The following is a 21,802-nucleotide window of genomic DNA, read 5'->3' as shown; positions in this document are numbered from 1 at the left end:
TGCTCAAGATAACGAGGAAGCGGGGCCTTGCCCCGCTTCCTTAAGGTTACGCGTCTACAACTCAGTCCTGTGGCGCCTCTTCGTCAGCGGCGGCATCCCGCTGCTGCCCGTCGGGAGCGTCGATATCCGCCTCGCCATCAACCTCCGCTTCGGCGTCGATTGCCAGCTCATCGTCGTCCTCGGACGGCTCCTGAACCCGCTCCAGACCTACCAGGGTCTCGTCGTTGGCCAGCTTGATGAGCGTCACGCCCTGGGTGTTACGACCCAGGCTCGACACTTCACCTACCCGCGTACGTACCAGGGTGCCCTGGTCGGAAATCAGCATGATTTCCTCGCCTTCCTGCACCTGTACCGCGCCGACCAGACGGCCGTTACGCTCGTTGCTGACCATGGCGATCACGCCCTGGCCGCCACGCTTGTACTCGGGGAACTCGCCGATCGCGGTGCGCTTGCCGAAGCCACGCTCGGAGGCGGTCAGGATCTGGCTGCCTTCTTCCGGAATGATCATCGAGATCAGTTTCTGGCCTTCGTTCAGGCGCATGCCGCGAACACCGCGGGCGGTACGGCCCATGGCTCGGACATCGGATTCCTTGAAGCGGGTCACCTTGCCGGCGTCGGAGAACAGCATGACCTCACGCTCGCCATCGGTGATCGCGGCGGAAATCAGGATGTCGCCTTCGTCCAGTTCCAGAGCGATCAGACCGACGCTGCGCTGACGGCTGAACTGCTCCAGCGGGGTCTTCTTCACGGTGCCGTTGGCGGTAGCCATGAAGATGTAGTGACCCTCGGTGTATTCCTCCACCGGCAGCATGGTGGTGATGTGCTCGCCCTCGCCCAGCGGCAGCAGGTTCACCAGCGGCCGGCCGCGAGCGGCGCGGGATGCTTCGGGAATCTCGTAGGTCTTGAGCCAGTACACCTTGCCCTTGCTGGAGAACAGCAGCAGCGTGGTGTGGCTGTTGGCGACCAGCAGGTGGGAAATGTAGTCCTCGTCCTTGACGCCGGTAGCCGACTTGCCTTTACCGCCACGACGCTGCGCCTGATAGGCAGCCAGCGGCTGAGTCTTGGCATAGCCGCTGTGGGAGATGGTCACCACGCGCTCTTCTTCCGGGATCATGTCGCCGAGGGTCAGGTCCAGGCGGGCATCGAGGATTTCGGTGCGGCGCACATCGCCATATTCGGCCCGGATCAGTTCCAGTTCTTCGCGGATCACTTCCATCAGGCGCTCGGCGCTGCTGAGGATGCGGATCAGTTCGCCGATCTGGTTGAGGATTTCTTGGTACTCGGCCAGCAGCTTCTCGTGCTCCAGACCGGTGAGGCGGTGCAGGCGCAGGTCGAGAATGGCCTGAGCCTGTTCTGGCGACAGGAAGTACTTGCCGTCGCGCAGACCGAACTGCGCATCGAGGGTCTCGGGACGGCAGGAATCGGCGCCAGCGCGCTCGACCATGACCTGCACGGCACTGGATTCCCACGGCGTGCTGATCAGCGCTTCCTTGGCCTCGGAAGGCGTAGGCGAAGCCTTGATCAGGGCGATGACCGGGTCGATGTTGGACAGCGCAACCGCCTGGCCTTCGAGGATGTGCCCGCGCTCACGCGCCTTGCGCAGCTCGAACACGGTACGACGGGTCACCACTTCGCGGCGGTGACGGACGAAAGCTTCGAGCAGGTCCTTGAGGTTGAGCAGGCGCGGACGGCCGTCGATCAGGGCGACGATGTTGATGCCGAATACGCTTTGCAGTTGGGTCTGGGCGTAGAGGTTGTTGAGGATGACCTCCGGAACCTCGCCACGACGCAGCTCGATCACGATGCGCATACCGTCCTTGTCGGACTCGTCGCGCAGTTCGGTGATGCCTTCGAGTTTCTTTTCCTTGACCAGTTCGGCGATCTTTTCGATCAGACGCGCCTTGTTCAACTGGTAAGGCAGCTCGGTAACCACGATCTGCTGGCGGCCGCCGACCTTGTCGATATCTTCGATGGTGGAGCGGGCGCGCATGTAGATGCGGCCGCGACCGGTACGGTAGGCCTCGATGATGCCCTGGCGACCGTTGATGATGGCGGCGGTCGGGAAGTCTGGCCCCGGGATGAACTGCATCAGCTCATCGATGGTGATTTCCGGGTTGTCGATCAGCGCCAGGCAGCCATCGATGACCTCACCGAGGTGGTGCGGCGGGATGTTGGTGGCCATGCCCACGGCGATACCGCTGGAACCGTTGACCAGCAGGTTGGGAATCCGGGTCGGCATGACCGCCGGAATCAGCTCGGTGCCGTCGTAGTTCGGCACCCAGTCCACGGTTTCCTTGTGCAGGTCGGCCAACAGCTCGTGGGCCAGCTTGGTCATGCGCACTTCGGTGTAACGCATCGCTGCGGCGTTGTCGCCATCGACCGAACCGAAGTTGCCCTGGCCATCGACCAGCAGGTAACGCAGGGAGAAAGGCTGAGCCATGCGCACGATGGTGTCGTACACGGCCGTATCACCGTGCGGGTGATACTTACCGATGACATCACCGACCACACGGGCGGATTTCTTGTACGGTTTGTTCCAGTCGTTACCCAGTTCACTCATCGCAAACAGAACGCGACGATGCACGGGCTTCAAGCCATCACGCGCATCGGGCAGTGCACGCCCGACAATGACGCTCATCGCGTAGTCGAGGTAGGACTGTCTCAGTTCGTCTTCGATATTGACCGGGAGGATTTCTTTGGCCAGTTCGCCCATGAGAAGCCTGATTCCTTTTTCTGGTGAAACTTCGTCACATCCATATGGGGAGAAACGAAGCTCGCCGCCACGGAGGAGTTCCTCCGCAACGACTTACGACAAATCAACGAGTTAAAGCATGGATCTGCGTAGTAAAGACGGCCCCTGTGGGCGGTCTTGGAAACCGCCGGATGTTATCACAGTCGCCGGGGGCATGGGAGTATGGCAAAGCGCCGCCCGGCTTGAAGGAAAACGTCCCGACCACCACCCGCACAGGGAGGATCAGTGCAGGCGTTTGCGACACATCAACTGGGCCAGCTTGGCGGTATCGGGACGCTCGACGATGCCCTTCTCGGTCACGATCACGTCAATCAGGTCCGCAGGGGTCACATCGAACACCGGGTTGAAGGCGTCGACATCCGGCCCGATCCGATGACCGGCAACTTCCAGCAACTCGGCGCCGTCGCGCTCTTCCAACGGAATCTCGTCACCGCTGGCCAGCGCGAGGTCGATGGTCGAACTCGGTGCCACCACCATGAACCGCACGCCGTGGTGCATGGCGTTGACCGCCAGCTGGTAGGTGCCGATCTTGTTCGCCACGTCGCCATTGGCGGCGATCCGGTCAGCGCCGACGATCACCCAGGTAATGCCCTTGATCTTCATCAAGTGCGCCGCCGCCGAGTCGGCATTGATGGTGACCGGGATGCCTTCGTTGGCCAGCTCCCAGGCCGTCAGCCGGGTGCCTTGCAGCCAGGGCCGGGTTTCACCGACGTAGACGTGTTCGATCATGCCGTCGAGCCAGGCGCCGCGAATCACCCCGAGCGCGGTACCGAAACCGCCGGTCGCCAGTGCGCCGGTGTTGCAGTGGGTCAGCACGGCCTGCTCGCTACCCTGGTACTTGCGGATCAGCTCCATGCCCAACTGGGCCATGTTCAGGTTGGCTTCACGGTCGCTTTCATGAATGGCCAGCGCCTCGGCTTCCAGCACCTGCGACGGATCGTCGCCGTCCTTGAGGCGTTGCAGCCGATCACGCATGCGGCTCAGCGCCCAGGCCAGGTTGCCGCCAGTAGGTCGCGATTCACCCAACACGGTGAAATCCGCCTCCAGCGCGGCACGCCAATCGCCGCCGGCAGCCAGGCGCTGACGCAGCCCCAGCAGCAGCCCATAAGCGGCGCTGATGCCGATGGCCGGGGCTCCGCGCACCACCATGGAGCGAATCGCTTCAGCCACGCCAGCCGCATCGGTGTAACTCAACCAGGTTTCCTCGAACGGCAGCGCGCGCTGGTCGAGCAAGTGCAAGGCGCCATCCCGCCAATCGATGGCCCTTACTTTCTCTGCAGCCAGAAGTCGATCGCGCATGCTCACCCCGTCATTCGGACATCAAAAACCGGCGATTATAACGAGCCCCAAGCGCGGACGCTCGGGTATACTTCGCCACCACCCCAGAACCCAGGGAAACCCGCCCCATGCCCAAGCCCCCCGCCCCTCTCGACCTGCTGCTCCTGCCAACCTGGCTGGTGCCCGTCGAACCGGCCGGAGTGGTGTTCAAGGAGCATGCGCTGGGTATCCGCGACGGCCAGATCGCCTTCATCGGCCCGCGTACCGAGCTTGGGCGCTTCAAGGCCGACGAAGTCCGCGAGTTGCCGGGCTGCCTGCTGGCTCCCGGTCTGATCAACGCCCACGGCCACGCGGCGATGACGCTGTTCCGCGGCATGGCCGACGACCTGCCCCTGATGACCTGGCTGCAGGACCATATCTGGCCCGCCGAGGGCCGTTGGGTCGATGAGGCCTTCGTCCGCGACGGCACCGACCTGGCCATCGCCGAACAGCTCAAAGGCGGCATCACCTGCTTCAGCGATATGTACTTTTACCCGAAGATCGCCAGCGAATGCGTGCACGAGAGCGGCATTCGTGCGCAGATCGCCATTCCGCTGCTGGATTTCCCGATCCCCGGCGCGCGCAGTTTCGACGAAGGCCTGAACCTGGGCGTCGAGCTGTTCGGCGACCTGCGCCACCACCCGCGCATCAGCATCGCCTTCGGCCCTCACGCGCCCTACACGGTGAATGACGACAATCTGGAAAAGGTCCGGGTGGTCGCCGAGGAGCTGGATGCGCCAATCCAGATGCACATCCACGAGACCGCCGGCGAAGTCCAGCAATCGCTGGAACAGCGCGGCGAGCGGCCGCTGACACGGCTGGCCCGCCTTGGCCTGCTCGGCCCAAGCCTGCAGGCGGTGCACATGACCCAGGTCAGCGATGAAGACCTGGCTTTGCTGGTAGAAAGCAACACCAGCGTCGTGCACTGCCCGGAATCCAATCTCAAGCTGGCCAGCGGCTTCTGCCCGGTCGAACGGCTGTGGCAGGCGGGGGTAAACGTCGCCATCGGCACCGACGGCGCCGCCAGCAACAACGACCTTGATCTGCTTGGCGAGACGCGCACCGCCGCCCTGCTGGCCAAGGCCGTGGCCGGTTCGGCGAGCGCGCTGGATGTCCACCGCGCCCTGCGCATGGCGACCCTCAATGGCGCCCGCGCCCTTGGCCTGGACACCGTCACCGGCTCCCTGGAAATCGGCAAGGCTGCCGACCTGGTGGCCTTCGACCTTTCCGGCCTGGCGCAACAACCGATTTACGACCCGGTATCGCAACTGATCTATGCCAGCGGCCGCGACTGCGTGAAGCACGTCTGGGTCGCCGGCAAGGCGCTGCTGGAAGACGGCCGACTGACCCGGATGGACGAGCAGGCCCTGCATGCCACCGCCGTCGCCTGGGGCCAGCGGATTGCCGGCCACACCGAATGATTGCCGGCAGCCAGGCTGCCGCACCGAATTTTCACAGCTTCAGAGGACTGTTCCATGAGCAACGTCGACCACGCCGAAATCGCCAAGTTCGAGGCCCTGGCCCATCGCTGGTGGGACCGCGAGAGCGAGTTCAAACCGCTGCACGACATCAACCCGCTGCGGGTCAACTGGATCGATGAGCGGGTCAAGCTCGCCGGCAAGAAAGTGCTGGACGTCGGTTGCGGCGGCGGCATCCTCAGCGAGGCCATGGCCATGCGCGGCGCCACGGTGACCGGCATCGACATGGGTGAAGCGCCGCTGGCAGTGGCGCAACTGCATCAACTGGAGTCCGGGGTGAACGTCGAGTACCGGCAGTCCACCGCCGAGGCCCTGGCCGAAGAGATGCCGGAGCAGTTCGACGTAGTCACCTGCCTGGAAATGCTCGAGCACGTGCCGGACCCGTCCTCGGTGATCCGCGCCTGCTTCAAGATGGTCAAGCCCGGCGGCCAGGTGTTCTTCTCCACCATCAACCGCAACCCGAAGGCGTATCTGTTCGCCATCATCGGCGCCGAATACATCATGAAGCTGCTGCCCCGCGGCACCCATGACTTCAAGAAATTCATCCGCCCTTCCGAGCTGGGTGCCTGGAGCCGCGCCGCGGGCCTGAGCGTCAAGGACATCATCGGCCTGACCTACAACCCGCTGACCAAGCACTACAAGCTGGCCGCCGACGTCGACGTCAACTACATGATCCAGACCCTTCGCGAGGAATGAGCATGCGTTTGCGAGCAGTACTTTTCGACATGGACGGCACCCTGCTCGACACGGCGCCGGATTTCATCGCCATCTGCCAGGCGATGCTCGCCGAGCGCGGCCTGCCGGCGATCGACGACAAGCGGATCCGCGACGTGATTTCCGGCGGTGCCCGGGCAATGGTTGCGGCGACGTTCGACATGGACCCCGAGGCGGCTGAGTTCGAAGCCCTGCGCCTGGAGTTCCTCGAGCGTTACCAGCGCGACTGCGCGGTGCACAGCAAACTGTTCGACGGCATGGCCGAGCTGCTCGCCGACATCGAGCGCGGCAATCTGCTGTGGGGCGTGGTCACCAACAAGCCTGTGCGCTTCGCCGAACCGATCATGCAGCGCCTGGGCCTGGCCGAACGCTCGTCCCTGCTGATCTGCCCGGATCACGTGAAGAACAGCAAGCCCGACCCCGAGCCGCTGATCCTCGCCTGCAAGACCCTCGACCTGGACCCGGCCAGCGTGCTGTTCGTCGGCGACGACCTGCGCGACATCGAGTCCGGCCGCGATGCCGGCACCCGTACCGCCGCAGTGCGCTACGGCTATATTCATCCAGAGGACAACCCCAACAACTGGGGCGCGGATGTGGTGGTCGACCATCCCCTGGAACTGCGCAAAGTGCTCGACAGCGCCCTTTGCAGCTGCTGATCCCCGCACCCATCCGCCAGGCAGGCCGGCCGCGACGCCGGCCTGTTGGCGATTGAAGCCATTCTTTCGAGGCATTCCTCATGTTCGACTATTCCGCTCGCCCTGACCTGCTCAACGGCCGGGTCATCATGGTCACCGGCGCCGGTCGCGGGATCGGCGCGGCTGCAGCCAAGGCCTTTGCTGCCCATGGCGCCACCGTGCTGTTGCTGGGCAAGACCGAAGCCAACCTGAGCGCGGTCTACGACGAAATCGAAGCCGCCGGCCATCCGCAACCGGTGGTCATCCCGTTCAACCTGGAAACTGCCCTGCCGCATCAGTACGACGAGCTGGCGGTGATGGTCGAGAACGCTTTCGGCCGTATCGACGGGCTGCTGCACAACGCGTCGATCATTGGCCCGCGTACGCCGCTGGAGCAGTTGTCCGGCGATAACTTCATGCGCGTCATGCACATCAACGTCAACGCAATGTTCATGCTGACCCAGACCCTGCTGCCGCTGCTGAAGCTGTCGGAAGACGCGTCGGTGGTGTTCACCTCCAGCAGCGTCGGCCGCAAGGGCCGCGCCTACTGGGGCGCTTATGGCGTATCGAAGTTCGCCACCGAGGGCCTGATGCAGACCCTGGCGGACGAACTGGAGGGCGTCGCCCCGGTGCGGTCCAACAGCGTGAACCCGGGCGCCACCCGTACCAGCATGCGCGCCCAGGCATACCCGGCCGAAAACCCGCAGGACAATCCGCTGCCCGAGGCCATCATGCCGGTCTACCTCTACCTGATGGGCCCGGACAGCACCGGGGTCAACGGTCAGGCGTTCAACGCCCAGTAAGCCTCAACCCTGCCCCAGGGCGCTGCGCAAGCGCACGCCCTGGCGCGACTCGGCCTGTTCCAGTTGCATGCAACGCTCCAGGAACAGGTACATATAGTCGTAGCTTTTGCAGATCGCCCGTTTCAGCTCGACCTGCAACGCCTTGCCCGGGCTGTTGCCCGCCAGGGTGCAGATGATTTCCAGCGCTTCCCACGGATGGGCATCGTCGTACTGGGCATGCATCTTCAGCCATTTCATGGCGCGCTTGCGGCCTTCCTCGGGGAAACCCTCGGCATAGGCTCCGGTGGCACAGACCACCGCCGACCACTCGCCCACCGCCCCTTCGATCGCATAGTTGGTTGCCGCCATGGCCACCACCAGCGAATCCGCGGTGCAGGTGTGCCAGCACCAATCGCTGAGCGCCTGCAACTCTGCCGGCACATCCTGCGCCTGCAAGTCGTCAAGGCTTACGCCATGGGCTTCGCACCAGTGCACCCAGTAATCGGCATGGTTGAGTTCGACGCGGATGTTGCGCATCAGCCAGCGCCGCGCCATGTCTTCGCCAGGATGACGGGCGTAGCGGGTCTTGGTGAGGTTGTGGGCCATGTACACAGAGAATTGCTCGACCACTGGCCAACCCCCGATCAGGTATTGGTGCATGGTCGCGCTGCCCAGGCGGCCGTCGCGCATGCGCTGGTAGAGCTCGTGCTCCACCACCCTGCGCTTGCTGGCGCTGCATTCCTGGATCAGGCGCTGGGCCCAGAGGGGATAACTTGCGGCGTCCATCAATGGACCTGTCCGAATAAACGCATCAGTCACTGTCAGCTCCTTGTCCTTGTGATCTGGAAAGTGAGCGTCAGCGAAGCGTCCCCGGCGACCCGAACAGCAAGGGCCTGGCGGCGTCACGCTGACGCTGCAGGCTGGCACAGGAAAAGACCTGGGGTCGCTCGATCAGGAAGCCCTGGGCGTAGTCGACACCGATCTCCTGCAAGGCCTGCTGGATCAACGGTGTCTCGACAAACTCGGCGACGGTGCGTTTGCCCATGACGTGGCCGATGTGGTTGATCACTTCGACCATCGCCCGGTTGACCGGATCTTCGAGCATATCCTTGACGAAACTACCGTCGATCTTCAGGAAGTCTACAGGCAAATGTTTCAAATACGCGAACGACGACATTCCGGCGCAAAAATCGTCCAGCGAGAATTTGCAGCCCAGTCCTTTCAATTCGTTGATAAAACGAATCGCGCTGCCAAGATTGGCAATCGCACTGGTTTCGGTTATTTCGAAACAGATCAATTCAGGCGGAATGCCGTAGTCACTGAACTGCCGATGCAGGTATTCGAGAAACTTGTCGTCGCCGATGCTGTTGCCGGAAAGGTTGATCGAACACATGGCCAACGGACCTTCACGCCCTTCGTCCAGGCACTCGCGAATGATCGTGAAGACGCTGCGCACCACCCAGCGGTCCAGCGCGGTGATCAGGCCGAAGCGCTCGGCCGCCGGGATGAAGCTGTCGGGCTGAATGATCAGCCCGCTTTCGTCATGCAGGCGCAGAAGAATCTCAAGGTGCCCACCGCCATGGTCTCCAGGAGCGAGCGCGGCAATTTCCTGGGCGTACAGACAGAAGCGGTTTTCCTCCAGCGCGATGTGCAGGCGCTGGATCCAGGCCATCTCGCCGAAGCGCACCGACAACTCGGTGTCGTCCGCATGGTAGAGCTGGACCCGGTTGCGGCCTTTTTCCTTGGCCATGTAGCAGGCCATGTCGGCGGCCCGCAGCGCTGCTTCCAGTGAGTCCGGCGCCTGGTTCAAGTGCACCAGGCCGACGCTCACGGTATTCATGAACGGCCGCCCTTTCCACACGAAGTGCAGACTCTGCACCGCCTGGCGCAGGTTCTCGGCAATCCGCTCGGCCTGCTCGGGCGGGCAGTTCTGCAGCAGCACCCCGAACTCGTCGCCGCCCAGCCGCGCCAGCACATCACCCTCGCGCAACACCGATTGCAGCACCGCGCAGATATGCCGCAGCAACTCATCGCCAGCGGCATGACCGCTGGTGTCGTTGACCACCTTGAACTGGTCGAGATCGAGGAACATCAGTGAATGCCGCCCAGCCTGGCGGGCCAGGTCGGTCAACGCCTGCTCCAGGCGATATTCGAACTCACGACGGTTGGCCAGCCCGGTCAAGGCGTCGTGGGTCGCCTGCCAGGACAGGTTGGCGATGTACTGCCGCTCCTGGGTCATGTCATGCAGCACCAGCACGATACCGCTGACCCGCCCTTCGCTCATGATCGGCGCCCCGACCAGCGCCACCGAAACCGTGCTGCCATCCAGACGCTGGATCAGACGGATATGCTCGCTGCCCCCACGCAGGGCGCCGCTGAGGATGTGCTCGGTGAGGGTCAGGTTGTCCTTTTCGGCGTTGTCGTCCAGCACGCTGAACAACGCCGCGAGCGGCAGGCCATGGGCATGGCTGGCATCCCAGTGGGTCAGGTGCTCGGCGGCGGCGTTCATGTAGACGATGCAGCCTTCGACATCGGTGGTGATCACCCCGTCGCCAATCGAGGCCAGGGTGATCTGCGCCCGCTCCTTCTCGACCTGCAGGGCGCTGGCGAAGGCCTGGCGCTGGGCCAGCAACTTGCTCGAGCGCAACCAGGCCAGGGCGATCAGGAACAGCGCGGTGGCCAGGTTGGTCACCAGTAACAAGCGCAGCAACATCCGCGAACCTTCGCCCAGCGCGTCGCTGAAGGCGCGGGCCGCGGGCGTCACGGCCTCGTTGATCAGCACGATGCGACGTTTCCAGTCCGCCAGGTCGCGGGGCGTGGCCCGGCTGTTGGCGATGCCCTGATGGATTTCACCGGCCAGGGTATCGAGTTCCTCCAGGAAACCGTCGCCCACCTGCCATAGGCCGATGGCCTGGTCCATGTAACTGACATGACGGAAGTTGAGGTAGAACCAGATGATGCTCGGCACGTCGTCCGGGTGATTGCCGCCGGCGAGAATGCCCTGACGCGCGGCCTCCAGGTCAGGAGGCTGAAGATCAAGCGCCAGGCGCAGGCGATGGCTGCCCTGGGGAATGGCCAGGGCCTGTTGGTATTTGCGGAAGTTTTCTTCGTCGCGGCTGTCGACGTACAGGCTCAGGTAGTAGATCGCGTCTTTCTGGCCCTTGGACCAGAGGCTTTCACCGCCGACGTACGCGCGCATGGCCGACATCGCGTAAAGGCTGATCCCGCCCAGCAGTGCCTGGAACAGCACGACGGCTACAAATGGCCAGATGAGCCCCAGCAACCTGGGTGCTCCGAGCGTCCGTTTTCCCTTCATGAAGTCCCTTGCGGCATAGCCGGTGACGTGACTCACCCCGTTGTTTTCACAGACTAGGCCATTTGCCTTCATGGCAATAAGAGATTTCTGACACCGCACTACATGATGTCGCTATCAGCTTTGCTGCAAATGCCCATAGAGCTTGGCGTACAGGCCGCCCTCGGCGATCAGCTGCTGATGGCCACCATCCTCGGCCACATGACCACCGTCGAACACCAGCACGCGGTCGGCCTGTTTCACCGCCGACAGGCGGTGGGCAATGATCAGCGTGGTGCGGGCACTGAGGAAGCGCGTCAAGGCGACATGCAGGTTGTATTCAGTCGCCGCGTCGAGGGCCGAAGTGGCCTCGTCGAGAATCACTACCTTGGGCTCGGCCAGGACCATCCGCGCAATCGCCAGACGCTGGCGCTGGCCACCGGACAAGCGCACGCCCGAACGGCCGACCACGCTGTCCAGCCCTTGGGGCAAGGCGCCAATGGTTTCGTCCAGTTGGGCGATCGCCAACGCCTGCCAGCAGGCGTCATCGGAACAATCGCGGCCCATGGTGAGGTTGGCGCGTACCGTGTCGTTGAACAGCGACGGGTGCTGCAGCACCACCGCGACATTCTCGCGCAGGGTTTCCAGACCGATCTCCTGCAGGGTCGCGCCGCCGAAACGGATGCTGCCGGCCTGAGCGCTGTACAAGCCCAGCAACAGCTGCACCAGGGTACTTTTGCCGCCGCCGCTGGCGCCGACGATCGCAACCTTCTCGCCGGGGGCGATGGACAGGTTCAACTGGTCCAGCACCGGCTCCTCGCCGTAGCCGAAGCGCAACCCGCGCACCTCGATGCCCACGGTGGTCTGGCCCTGGAAGGGATCGGTGCCGCCGGGGAACTGCGGCTCGTCGGCCCGTGCGAGCAGCTCGTTGATCCGGCTCAGCGCGCCGCCCGCCGCGTAGTAGGCGTATTGCAGGTTCAGCAACTGCTCAACCGGGCCGATCATGAACCACAGGTAACTGAACACCGCGAGCATCTGGCCGATGCTGAGGTCGGAGAACAGCACGGTAAGCATCGCCGCCGCGCGGAAGATATCGATACCGAACTGGAACAGCAGGCCACTGGCGCGGCTGCTCGCATCGCTCTTCCACTGCGAGGCCACCGCGTAGTTGCGTACGTCCTGGGCGCGCAGACCGAGGCGGCCGAGGAAATAGCCCTGGCGGTTGCCGGCGCGGATTTCCTGGATCGCATCGAGGGTTTCGGTCAGCGCCTGGGTGAACCGCGAGGTGCTGTCGTTTTCCAGTTTCTTCAGGTGCTTGACCCGCTTGCCCAACTGCACCGTGGCGAAGATCACCAGCGGATTGAACAGCAGGATCAGCAGCGCCAGTTGCCAGTGCATCCAGATCAGGATCGCCGCAGTGCCGGTCAGGGTCAGCACCGCCACCAGGAAGCGGCTGAGGGTTTCGCCGACGAATTTGTCCACGGTGTCCAGGTCGGTCACCAGGTGCGTGGTGACCGTGCCGCTGCCGAGGCTTTCGTATTCGCTCAGGGAAATCCGCTTCAAGCGCTCGATCAGGCGGATACGCAAGCGGTAGACGATGTCCTTGGCCAGCCCGGCGAACAGCTTGGCCTGGACCACGTTGAAGGCCAGGGCGGAGCAGCGCAGGGTCAGGGTGAACGCCAACATCAGGCCGATATAGCCGGCCGCCACCTGCCAGTTGGCCGGCAGCAACTGGTTCATCCACTTCAGCGCTGCATCGCCGTGACCCAGCAGCACTTCGTCCACCAGCAACGGCAGCAACAGCGGGATTGGCACGCTGCACAGCGCCGCCAGTACGGCAACACCGTTGGCGGTCCACAAGGCTTTTTTGTGATGAAGGGCCAGGCGGCGGATTTCCGCCCAGCTCAAGCGATCGGCGGGCGCCGCCGCAGGCCCGGGGACCGGGTCGGGCGAGCCTGGCAGATCAAGCATAAGCGGCCCGCTCCAGCCAGCGGCCCAGCAACGGTTCGAGGGCTTCCAGCGGCTGGTAGCCGTTGGTCAGCAAGGCAAGCTGGCCGTTGCGCTCGGCCAGCAGGGTGGGGAATCCGGCGATGCCCAGGTCCTGAACCCAGGTGATGTCAGCGGCGGTGGCAGTGCGTTGCTCGGGACTGGTGAGGGCTGCGGAGAAACGCGCGCGGTCAAAACCCGCCTGTTCGGCCAGTTCCACCAGCTTCGGCGCCAAGGTGACGTCTTCGCCATGCTGGTAGAACGCCTGCTGGATCAGCCCGAGCAGCGGCCAGACCGCTTGCGGATCAAGGCTGCGAGCGGTGACCAGCGCGCGGCAGGCCGGCTCGGTGTCGTAGACGAAGCCTTCCGGCATCGCGCCCTCGAGCTGGAACGGCTGGCCGGTGGCCTCGTTGACCGCCTGCCAGTGTTCGAGGATATAGCGCCGCGTCGAAGCATCCAGCGGCGAACTGCCGTTGCGCAGGCCGCCAGCCACCAGATGGGTTTCAACCCCCGCCTGCCCGGCCTGGGCGATCAAGGCGCTGGCCACCGGGGCGAATCCCCAGCACCAGGAGCACATCGGGTCCATGACGTAGAGCAGGCGAGCGGTCATGAATCACACCTCGGCTTTGCGGTAGTTGAACCCGATCGGGTGCGGCTGGTTGCGGGCCTTGGCCAGTTCGATCTGTTTCTGCCGGTCGATGGCGCTGCGGCGCGTCTTCTCGCTCAGGCTGTCCCAGCAATGCGGGCAACTGATGCCTGGCGAATAGTGCTCCGAGGCCCGCTCGTCGGCGTTGATCGGGTGGCGGCAGGCGTGGCACTGGTCGTAGTCGCCTTCGCTGAGGTCGTGACGCACGGTGACCCGGTTGTCGAAGACGAAGCAGTCGCCCTGCCACTTGCTCTGCTCCTGAGGCACCTCTTCAAGGTATTTCAGGATCCCGCCTTTAAGATGATAGACCTCTTCGAAACCCTCACCGAGCATATAGCTGGAGGCCTTTTCGCAACGGATGCCACCGGTGCAGAACATGGCGACCTTCTTGTGCCGCGACGGGTCGAAGTTGGCCTTGATGTAGTCGGGGAACTCGCGGAAGGACGTGGTCTTCGGATCGATCGCACCTTCGAAGGTGCCGATGGCCACTTCGTAATCGTTGCGGGTATCGATCAGCAGGACTTCCGGGTCGCTGATGATGGCGTTCCAGTCCTGGGGCTCGATGTAGGTGCCGACCGCCTTGTTCGGGTCCACACCTGGCACGCCCAGGGTGACGATCTCTTTCTTCAGCTTGACCTTGGTGCGGTAGAACGGCTGTTCGTCGCAGTACGACTCTTTATGGTCGACATCCACCAGGCGCGGGTCATTGCGCAGCCAGGTCAACAGGCCATCTATGCCTTCGCGGGTGGCGGAAACCGTGCCGTTGATGCCTTCTTCGGCCAGCAGCAGGGTGCCTTTGACACCGTTGGCTTCCATGCAGGCGAGCAGCGGCTCGCGCAGCTCGACGTAGTCTTCGAGGGTGACGAACTTGTACAGCGCCGCCACGACAATGGATTGGGTCATGCTTGCAACTCTCCAGTGGTCACCCTCGTAAAGGGCGGACCGGGTCAAAAAATACAAATAAAAACGCGCCGACAAGCGGCGCGGGTGCGGATTCTAGCAAAACCTGAATTTGAAATCAGTGCTTGCTGCCTCCGGCGCAGGTGGGCGACGCCGGCGCGCTGCCGACTTTTTCCCATTCCTGCGGGGTGTAGGTGTGCAACGCCAGCGCATGGAACTGGCCCATCAGATCGCCGAGGGTGGCGTAGACCTTCTGGTGCCGCTTGACGCTGTTCAGGCCTTCGAATTGCTCACTGACCAGCACCGCCTTGTAGTGGGTTTCCACGCCACGGCTGTGCATGTGGCTCTCGTCCAGCACCTGCAGGTGCTGGGGGGCCAGTGCTTGAAGGCTCTGTTCGATCTTCTGCTGCATCGACATGAACGGCCCCGCTTACGGCTTCTTGGCTGGAGCGGCGGCTTTGCCGGCGTTCGGGTCGAGTTCCTTGGTCATGTCATCCAGCAGCTTGTTGACCACCGGCACCGCGCTTTCCAGCTTCTGCTGGGTCAGTTGGGCCGATTGCTGGGTCACACGAGGCATGGTTTCCAGGACTTTCTTGCCCAGTGGCGACTGGTAGAAGGCCACCAGGTCTTTCAGTTCGCTCTCGGTGAAGTTGCTGGTGTACAGCTTGATCATGTCTGGCTTGAGCTTGTTCCAGCCGATGGCGTTATCCAGCGCAGCGTTGGCCTTGGCCTGGTAGCTGTCGAGCACGGATTTCTTCGAAGCAGGAGCTTTGGTCTGCTCGAAGCGCTGACCGAACATCTGCTGAACCTGCATGTAGACCGGGGTTCCGAGCTTGTCGGCGTGCGCCAGCACGAGGAATTTCTCGGCATTGGCAGCGTGGCTGGCGGCATCGGCGAAAACCTGGCCGCTGGCGCAAACCAGCGCGACAGCCGTGCAGAGGGCGCGAAGACGGGTCATCGAAATTCCTTAAAGAGTAAGTGAGTGTTTCCAGCGTAGAGCATTCTGCGCCGACGGGAGCCTCTGCTCAATAGTACGAGAGACTATGGAACCGGCCCGCGTCATCAGGGCCTAAACTGCTTTGTCAGACCTTGCATCTTGCATAAGGAGTGGGTAGCGCATGAGCCGTATCGAAACTGACAGCCTCGGACCGGTCGAAGTTCCGGACCACGTTTACTGGGGCGCCCAGACGCAACGTTCCCTGATCAACTTCGCCATCGGCAAGGAACGCATGCCGCTGGCGGTGCTGCACGCCCTGGCGCTGGTTAAAAAAGCGGCTGCGCGGGTCAACGACCGCAACGGCGACCTGCCCGCAGCGATCGCCCGACTGATCGAACAGGCCGCCGACGAAGTGCTCGACGGCCAGCACGATGACCAGTTCCCGCTCGTCGTCTGGCAGACCGGCAGCGGCACCCAGAGCAACATGAACGTCAACGAAGTGATCGCCGGCCGCGCCAATGAACTGGCCGGCAAGGGCCGCGGCGGCAAAGACCCGGTGCACCCCAACGACCACGTCAACCGCTCGCAGAGCTCCAACGACTGTTTCCCCACCGCCATGCACATCGCCGCCGCCCAGGCGGTGCACGCCAATCTGCTGCCGGCGATCGCCGAGCTGTCTGCGGGCCTGGCGGAGCTGTCGGCGCGGCACATGCACCTGGTCAAGACCGGGCGCACGCACATGATGGACGCCACGCCGATCACCTTCGGCCAGGAAGTCTCGGCCTGGGTCGCCCAGCTCGACTATGCCCAGCGGGCCATCCGCTCGGCATTGCCGGCGGTCTGCGAACTGGCCCAGGGCGGCACGGCGGTGGGCACCGGCCTCAATGCGCCACACGGTTTCGCCGAGGCCATCGCGGCGGAACTGGCGGCGCTGTCGGGGCTACCGTTCGTCACCGCACCGAACAAGTTCGCCGCGCTGGCCGGGCATGAACCGCTGACCAGCCTCGCCGGCGGCCTGAAAACCCTGGCCGTGGCGCTGATGAAGATCGCCAACGACCTGCGGTTGCTCAGTTCCGGCCCCCGCGCCGGCTTCCAGGAGGTGCGCTTGCCGGCCAACGAACCGGGCAGCTCAATCATGCCCGGCAAGGTCAACCCGACCCAGTGCGAGGCGCTGTCGATGCTGGCCTGCCAAGTGCTCGGCAACGACACCGCGATCAGCTTCGCGGCGAGCCAGGGCCATTTGCAGTTGAACGTGTTCAAGCCGGTGATCATTCATAACCTGCTGCAATCCATCGAGCTGCTGGCCGATGGCTGCCGCAACTTCCAGCAGCACTGCGTCGCCGGCATCGAGCCGGACCCGCAACAGATGGCCGCGCACCTGGAACGCGGGCTGATGCTGGTCACCGCGCTGAACCCGCACATCGGCTACGACAAGGCGGCGGAAATCGCCAAGAAGGCCTACAGCGAAGGCACCACCTTGCGCGAAGCGGCACTCTCGCTGGGTTACCTGACCGACGCCCAGTTCGATGAGTGGGTCCGCCCCGAGCAGATGCTCGAGGCGGGTGGCAAGGGCTGAGTCAACGGGCCAGGCGTGCGCGCCTGGCCCGCCAGCCGGCGCTGATCGACGGCCCCAGGGCGGTCAGCGCCGACCCCAGCACCACCACCAACGCACCGGCATACCCGAGGCCGTTGATCTGCTCGGCGGTTACATAATCCGGCCACAACCACGCGGCCAGCGCCACGGCGACGAACGTCACCAACGGCGTGAGCGCCAGGGTCGCGCTGACCCGCGAAGCCTCCCAGTGCGCCAGCGCCTCGGCGAACGCGCCGTAGGCAACCAGAGTATTCAGGCAGCAGGCCAGCAGCAGCCAGCCTTGCAGCGCCGTCAGTTGCAGCACTTCCAGCGGATGCGCCCAAGGCGTCAGCAACAGCGCGCAGCACAGGTAGATCACCATCATCACCTGCATGGAATTCCACACCGTCAGCAATTGCTTCTGGCCGAGGGCGTAGAACACCCAGATCGTCGACGCCAGCAGAATCACCAGCACGCCGGTGGTGTAGGCGCTGAGTGAGGTCAGCAATTCCTCCAGCCGCTGGTTGAAGAACAGCCCGAAACCCGCCAGCAACAGGGCCAGACCGACACCCTGCCCGGCACTGAAATGCTCCTTGAACAGAAACACGCTGCCGATCAGCAACAACACCGGCCCCACCTGCACCACCAACTGCGCGGTGCCGGCACTGACCAGCTTCAGGCCGATGAGATAAAGCACGTAATTGCCCACCAGGCCGAAGGTGCAGACCGCCACCAACAGCTTGCCGCGTCGCCCCAGCGGCGCGAACGACGGCAGCCGGCGGGTTGCCGCCAGCCACGAGAACAAGAGCCCGCCGGAGACCAGCAGGCGATACCAGGTGACGGTGATCGGGTCCATGACCAGCAGGACCTGCTTGAGCTTGACCGGAAGAATGCCCCACAGCAGGGCCGTCAATAGCGCCAGGAACAGACCATAGCCCCAGCGTCCGGAAGAGATATGCATTGATGGCCTCGATAACCCGGGGTGGTGGTTGGGTGTACGGCAACACACTGACAGCTGGACCCGGTGCGGTGCTGGTCCAGAAAGGACATCGCGCCCCTTCAAAAGGCCGGGGCTTCTCGCGGGAGCTGGCCAACCAGCTCCCCCAAGCCGCTATCTATTTCTTGTGTTTGCGAAACGCCGCCTCCAGCGCGTCGTTGATGGTGCGCAGCACTTTCACCCGGGCCCAGCGCTTGTCGTTGGCTTCCACCAGGGTCCAGGCGGCGATTTCGGTGCTGGTGCGGTCGACCATATCGCCCACCGCGTTGGCATACAGGTCCCATTTGTCGCGGTTGCGCCAGTCTTCCTCGGTGATCTTGAAGCGCTTGAACGGGATCTGCTCGCGCTCCTGGAAGCGCTCCAGTTGGGTCTGCTGGTCGATGGACAGCCAGAACTTCACCACCACCACGCCGGCATTGCTCAACTGCTCTTCGAAATCGTTGATCTCGCCGTAGGCGCGCATCCAGTCGGCTGGCGTGCAGAAGCCCTCGACCCGCTCCACCAGCACCCGCCCGTACCAGGAACGGTCGAAGACGGTGAATTTGCCGCGTGCCGGGATGTGCCGCCAGAAGCGCCACAGATACGGCTGCGCGCGTTCTTCCTCGGTCGGTGCGGCGATGGGAATGATGCGGTACTGACGCGGGTCCAGCGCCGCGGCCACCCGGCGGATCGCCCCGCCCTTGCCCGCCGCGTCATTGCCTTCGAACACCGCCACCAGCGAATGGTGCTTCATGCGCTTGTCGCGCAGCAGCCCGGCCAGGCGTGCCTGCTCGCTGAGCAGTTGGTCCTGGTAGTCGTTCTTGTCCAGCCGCACGCTCAGGTCGAGGCTGTCCAGCAGGCTGAGCTGGTCGATGCTCTCGCCCAGCGGGGCAATGTGGGTGGGCTGCTTGATCGCGCCTTCGGTCTTGAGGGCGTTTTGCAGACCCTCCAGCAGAATCCGCCCGACCGCCAGGCTGCGGTAATGCGGGTCCGAGCCTTCGATCACATGCCATGGCGCATAGTCGCGGCTGGTGCGACGCAGCACCCGCTCGCCGAAGCGCACGAAGCGGTCGTAGGTTTCCGACTGCTGCCAGTCCAGCGGGCTGATCATCCAGCGGCTGTGCGGGTCAGCCTTGAGCGCCTTGAGCCGCCCCTTCATCTGTTTCTTGGACAGGTGGAACCAGAACTTGAAGATCAGCGCGCCTTCATCGCAGAGCATCTGCTCCAGGCGCTCGGCGCCGCTGATGGCCTGGTCCAGCACCGCGTCCTTGAACTGGCCATGAACCCGCCCCTGCAGCATCTGGCTGTACCAGTTGCCGAAGAACACGCCCATCCGCCCCTTGGCCGGCAGTGCCCGCCAGTAGCGCCAGGCCGGTGGCCGGGCCAGTTCTTCATCGCTCTGCTGGTCGAAGGTGCGCACCTCGATCAGCCGTGGGTCCATCCATTCATTGAGCAGCTTGACCGTCTCGCCTTTGCCAGCGCCTTCGATGCCGTTGATCAGCACGATGACCGGGAAACGTGCCTGCTGCTTGAGTTCGAACTGCGCTTCGAGCAGCGCCTCGCGCAGGGCGGGCACTTCGGCGTCGTAGGTTTCTTTGTCGATCGCGTGACCGATTTCAGCGGATTCAAACATACCAGGCTCCCTTCTTGGATAAGCAAGACTAGCGGATCGCCATCGATTTTGTCGCTGCCGTGCGCGAGCTTGCGCCAGGTCAAACGGCCGCCGGGCGATCAGCTAGAATGCGCCATCCGCTGTAGCCGAGCCCGCCATGACCGACACCCCCGCCCCACGCCACGCCCAGATCGACTGGGACGAACAAGGCCGACCGCATTCGCGGCAGTACGACGACATCTATTTCTCCAAGGACCAGAGCCTGGCGGAAACCGAGCACGTGTTCATCGAGCAGAACGACCTGCGCGAACGCCTCAAGGCCCTGGCGCCGGGAAGCGGCCTGACCATCGGCGAAACCGGCTTTGGCACCGGCCTGAATTTCTTCTGCGCCTGGCAGTTGTTCGAGCAACACGCGCCCGCCGATAGCCGCCTGCATTTCATCAGCGCCGAGAAGTTTCCCCTCAGCCGCGACGACCTCGGCCGCGCCCTGGCGCTGTGGCCGGAACTGACGACCTTCAGTGAGCCGCTACTGCAGCAATACGTCGCGGTGCACGAGGGTTACCAGCACTTCCTCTTCGATAACGGCCGGGTCAGCCTGACCCTGCTGATCGGTGACGCCAGCGAGCAGTTCGGCAAACTGGACGGCCAGGTCGACGCCTGGTTCCTCGATGGCTTCGCCCCGGCGAAAAACCCCGACATGTGGACCCCGGAGCTGTTCGCCCAGGTCGGCCGGCTTTCCGTGCCCGGCACCACGCTGGGCACCTTCACCAGCACCGGCTGGGTGCGCCGGGCGCTGATCGCGGTGGGCTTCAAGATGAAGCGCATTCCCGGCATCGGCAAGAAGTGGGAAGTGCTGCGCGGACGCTTCGAAGGCTGGCCAGAGGATCAGCCCGCCCCGGCTCCCGTGGCGCCCTGGTATCGCCGACCGCCGGCGCTGTCCGGCCCGCAACAGGCGCTGGTGATCGGTGCCGGGCTGGCCGGTTGCGCCAGTGCCGCGAGCCTCGCCGCGCGCGGCTGGCAGGTCGAGCTGCTGGAACGTCACGCCGGCCCGGCGCAGGAAGCCTCGGGCAATCCGCAGGGCGTGCTGTACCTGAAACTGTCGGCCCACGGCACCGTGCTCTCGCAACTGATCGTCAGCGGCTTCGGCCATACCCGGCGTCTGCTGGAGCGCTTGCAGCGCGGCACCGACTGGGACGATTGCGGCGTGCTGCAATTGGCCTTCGACGACAAGGAAGACCAGCGCCAGGCCGTCCTGGCCGGCGCCTTCGACGATGAGCTGCTGCAACGCCTGGACCGTCAGCACGCCGAGGCCGTGGCCGGCGTGGCGCTGGCCAGCGGCGGGCTGTTCTACCCGGAAGGCGGTTGGGTGCATCCGCCGGCACTCTGCCACTGGCAGTCCGCGCAGCCCAATGTCCGCCTACTCACCCACCATGACGTGCTGCAACTGCGCAAGGTCGATGGCCTCTGGCAAGCCTGGGACGGCGAGCGACTGCTGGCCTCGGCGCCGGTGGTGGTGCTGGCCGGTGCCGCCGATATCCAGCGCTTCGAAGGCTGCGCCGGCTTGCCGCTCAAGCGCATACGCGGGCAGATCACCCGCCTGCCGGTCACCGCCGCCAGCCAGGCGCTGAACACCGTGGTCTGCGCCGACGGCTATGTCGCGCCGTCGCGGCATGGCGAACATACCCTCGGCGCCAGCTTCGATTTCCACAGCACCGACCTGACCCCGACCGCCGAGGAACATCACAGCAACCTGGAGCTGCTGCGGGAGATCTCCGCCGATCTGGCCGAGCGGCTGGATATCGAACACCAAGACCCGCAGCGACTGGAAGGCCGCGCAGCGTTTCGCTGTACCACCCCGGATTACCTGCCGCTGGTGGGGCCGGTGGCGGATGCGCCGAGGTTCGCCGCGACCTACGCCGCCCTGGCGAAGAACGCCCGGCAGGTTCCCGAGGCGGACTGCCCGTGGCTGGAGGGGCTTTATGTGAACAGCGGACACGGTTCTCGCGGGCTGATTACCGCGCCGTTGTGCGGGGAATTGGTGGCGGCGTGGATCAACGGCGATGCACTGCCGGTGCCGCGGGAACTGGCGGAGGCCTGTCATCCGAATCGGTTCATGTTGCGGGAATTGAAGCGCGGTAGCGGGCGGTAAACGAGCTTCGCGAG

The 21,802-nt window shown here is 64.1% G+C and carries 17 protein-coding genes; 6 read left to right on the top strand and 11 right to left on the bottom strand.

The window, feature by feature from the left end:
- Positions 1 to 61 precede the first annotated feature (61 nt).
- Together gyrA and mtnA are read right to left on the bottom strand one after the other, a co-directional pair.
- Entirely contained in the window at positions 62 to 2,713 is a 2,652-nt protein-coding gene (gene gyrA / locus NTD88_RS00740) for a DNA gyrase subunit A (RefSeq protein WP_262155481.1), read from the bottom strand.
- 261 nt (positions 2,714 to 2,974) lie between these two features.
- Positions 2,975 to 4,051: an S-methyl-5-thioribose-1-phosphate isomerase gene (gene mtnA / locus NTD88_RS00735; RefSeq protein ID WP_095155493.1), complete on the bottom strand. Its 1,077-nt coding sequence runs from the start codon at positions 4,049 to 4,051 to the stop codon at positions 2,975 to 2,977.
- Between the two features lie 107 nt (positions 4,052 to 4,158).
- Between mtnA and NTD88_RS00730 the strand changes: the two genes are divergently transcribed.
- From NTD88_RS00730 to NTD88_RS00715, 4 genes are all read left to right on the top strand, one after another.
- Positions 4,159 to 5,490: a TRZ/ATZ family hydrolase gene (locus NTD88_RS00730; RefSeq protein ID WP_262155483.1), complete on the top strand. Its 1,332-nt coding sequence runs from the start codon at positions 4,159 to 4,161 to the stop codon at positions 5,488 to 5,490.
- A gap of 54 nt (positions 5,491 to 5,544) precedes the next feature.
- Positions 5,545 to 6,243, top strand: coding sequence for a bifunctional 2-polyprenyl-6-hydroxyphenol methylase/3-demethylubiquinol 3-O-methyltransferase UbiG (gene ubiG / locus NTD88_RS00725; RefSeq protein WP_262155484.1), 699 nt, complete (start codon positions 5,545 to 5,547; stop codon positions 6,241 to 6,243).
- 2 nt (positions 6,244 to 6,245) lie between these two features.
- Positions 6,246 to 6,917, top strand: a complete 672-nt coding sequence (gene mupP, locus NTD88_RS00720; protein ID WP_095155490.1) for an N-acetylmuramic acid 6-phosphate phosphatase MupP — start codon at positions 6,246 to 6,248, stop codon at positions 6,915 to 6,917.
- An 80-nt stretch (positions 6,918 to 6,997) separates the two neighbouring features.
- Positions 6,998 to 7,738: a YciK family oxidoreductase gene (locus NTD88_RS00715; protein ID WP_095155489.1), complete on the top strand. Its 741-nt coding sequence runs from the start codon at positions 6,998 to 7,000 to the stop codon at positions 7,736 to 7,738.
- Between the two features lie 3 nt (positions 7,739 to 7,741).
- Here NTD88_RS00715 and NTD88_RS00710 read toward each other — a convergent pair whose 3' ends face one another.
- The 7 genes from NTD88_RS00710 to NTD88_RS00680 form a co-directional block, all read right to left on the bottom strand.
- Complete coding sequence (locus tag NTD88_RS00710) at positions 7,742 to 8,536, bottom strand: TenA family transcriptional regulator (RefSeq protein WP_095155488.1); 795 nt, start codon at positions 8,534 to 8,536, stop codon at positions 7,742 to 7,744.
- 37 nt (positions 8,537 to 8,573) lie between these two features.
- Positions 8,574 to 11,033: an EAL domain-containing protein gene (locus NTD88_RS00705; RefSeq protein ID WP_262155485.1), complete on the bottom strand. Its 2,460-nt coding sequence runs from the start codon at positions 11,031 to 11,033 to the stop codon at positions 8,574 to 8,576.
- Between the two features lie 114 nt (positions 11,034 to 11,147).
- Positions 11,148 to 12,980: an ABC transporter ATP-binding protein gene (locus tag NTD88_RS00700; protein WP_262129011.1), complete on the bottom strand. Its 1,833-nt coding sequence runs from the start codon at positions 12,978 to 12,980 to the stop codon at positions 11,148 to 11,150.
- Positions 12,973 to 13,605 (bottom strand): DsbA family protein, encoded by a 633-nt coding sequence (locus tag NTD88_RS00695; RefSeq protein WP_262155486.1) that lies wholly within the window; start codon positions 13,603 to 13,605, stop codon positions 12,973 to 12,975. The genes NTD88_RS00700 and NTD88_RS00695 overlap by 8 nt, the downstream gene beginning before the upstream one ends.
- A gap of 3 nt (positions 13,606 to 13,608) precedes the next feature.
- On the bottom strand, positions 13,609 to 14,544 hold the full coding sequence (locus tag NTD88_RS00690; RefSeq protein WP_095155484.1) for a rhodanese-related sulfurtransferase: 936 nt from the start codon (positions 14,542 to 14,544) through the stop codon (positions 13,609 to 13,611).
- 115 nt (positions 14,545 to 14,659) lie between these two features.
- The gene (locus tag NTD88_RS00685) at positions 14,660 to 14,959 is read right to left on the bottom strand and encodes a BolA family protein (protein WP_262155487.1); all 300 of its coding nucleotides are present in this window, start codon (positions 14,957 to 14,959) and stop codon (positions 14,660 to 14,662) included.
- A gap of 12 nt (positions 14,960 to 14,971) precedes the next feature.
- The gene (locus NTD88_RS00680; RefSeq protein WP_095155482.1) at positions 14,972 to 15,499 is read right to left on the bottom strand and encodes a DUF2059 domain-containing protein; all 528 of its coding nucleotides are present in this window, start codon (positions 15,497 to 15,499) and stop codon (positions 14,972 to 14,974) included.
- A gap of 160 nt (positions 15,500 to 15,659) precedes the next feature.
- Between NTD88_RS00680 and NTD88_RS00675 the strand changes: the two genes are divergently transcribed.
- Positions 15,660 to 17,054 carry a class II fumarate hydratase gene (locus NTD88_RS00675; protein ID WP_095155481.1) on the top strand — a complete coding sequence of 465 codons (1,395 nt, stop codon included), beginning with the start codon at positions 15,660 to 15,662 and terminating at the stop codon, positions 17,052 to 17,054.
- Position 17,055: 1 nt separating this feature from the next.
- Here NTD88_RS00675 and NTD88_RS00670 read toward each other — a convergent pair whose 3' ends face one another.
- A complete protein-coding gene (locus NTD88_RS00670) occupies positions 17,056 to 18,012 on the bottom strand; it encodes a DMT family transporter (RefSeq protein ID WP_262155488.1) in 957 nt (318 codons plus the stop codon).
- A gap of 154 nt (positions 18,013 to 18,166) precedes the next feature.
- Positions 18,167 to 19,660: a polyphosphate:AMP phosphotransferase gene (pap, locus tag NTD88_RS00665; RefSeq protein WP_262155489.1), complete on the bottom strand. Its 1,494-nt coding sequence runs from the start codon at positions 19,658 to 19,660 to the stop codon at positions 18,167 to 18,169.
- Positions 19,661 to 19,796: 136 nt separating this feature from the next.
- Between pap and mnmC the strand changes: the two genes are divergently transcribed.
- Positions 19,797 to 21,788, top strand: coding sequence for a bifunctional tRNA (5-methylaminomethyl-2-thiouridine)(34)-methyltransferase MnmD/FAD-dependent 5-carboxymethylaminomethyl-2-thiouridine(34) oxidoreductase MnmC (gene mnmC / locus NTD88_RS00660; protein ID WP_262155490.1), 1,992 nt, complete (start codon positions 19,797 to 19,799; stop codon positions 21,786 to 21,788).
- The last annotated feature ends 14 nt before the right edge of the window (positions 21,789 to 21,802 follow it).

This window comes from Pseudomonas sp. 20P_3.2_Bac5, assembly GCF_025466035.1.
Taxonomy (GTDB): domain Bacteria; phylum Pseudomonadota; class Gammaproteobacteria; order Pseudomonadales; family Pseudomonadaceae; genus Aquipseudomonas.
The sequence above is the reverse complement of the archived record's forward strand: the minus strand, read 5'-3'. Positions and strand labels throughout refer to the sequence as shown.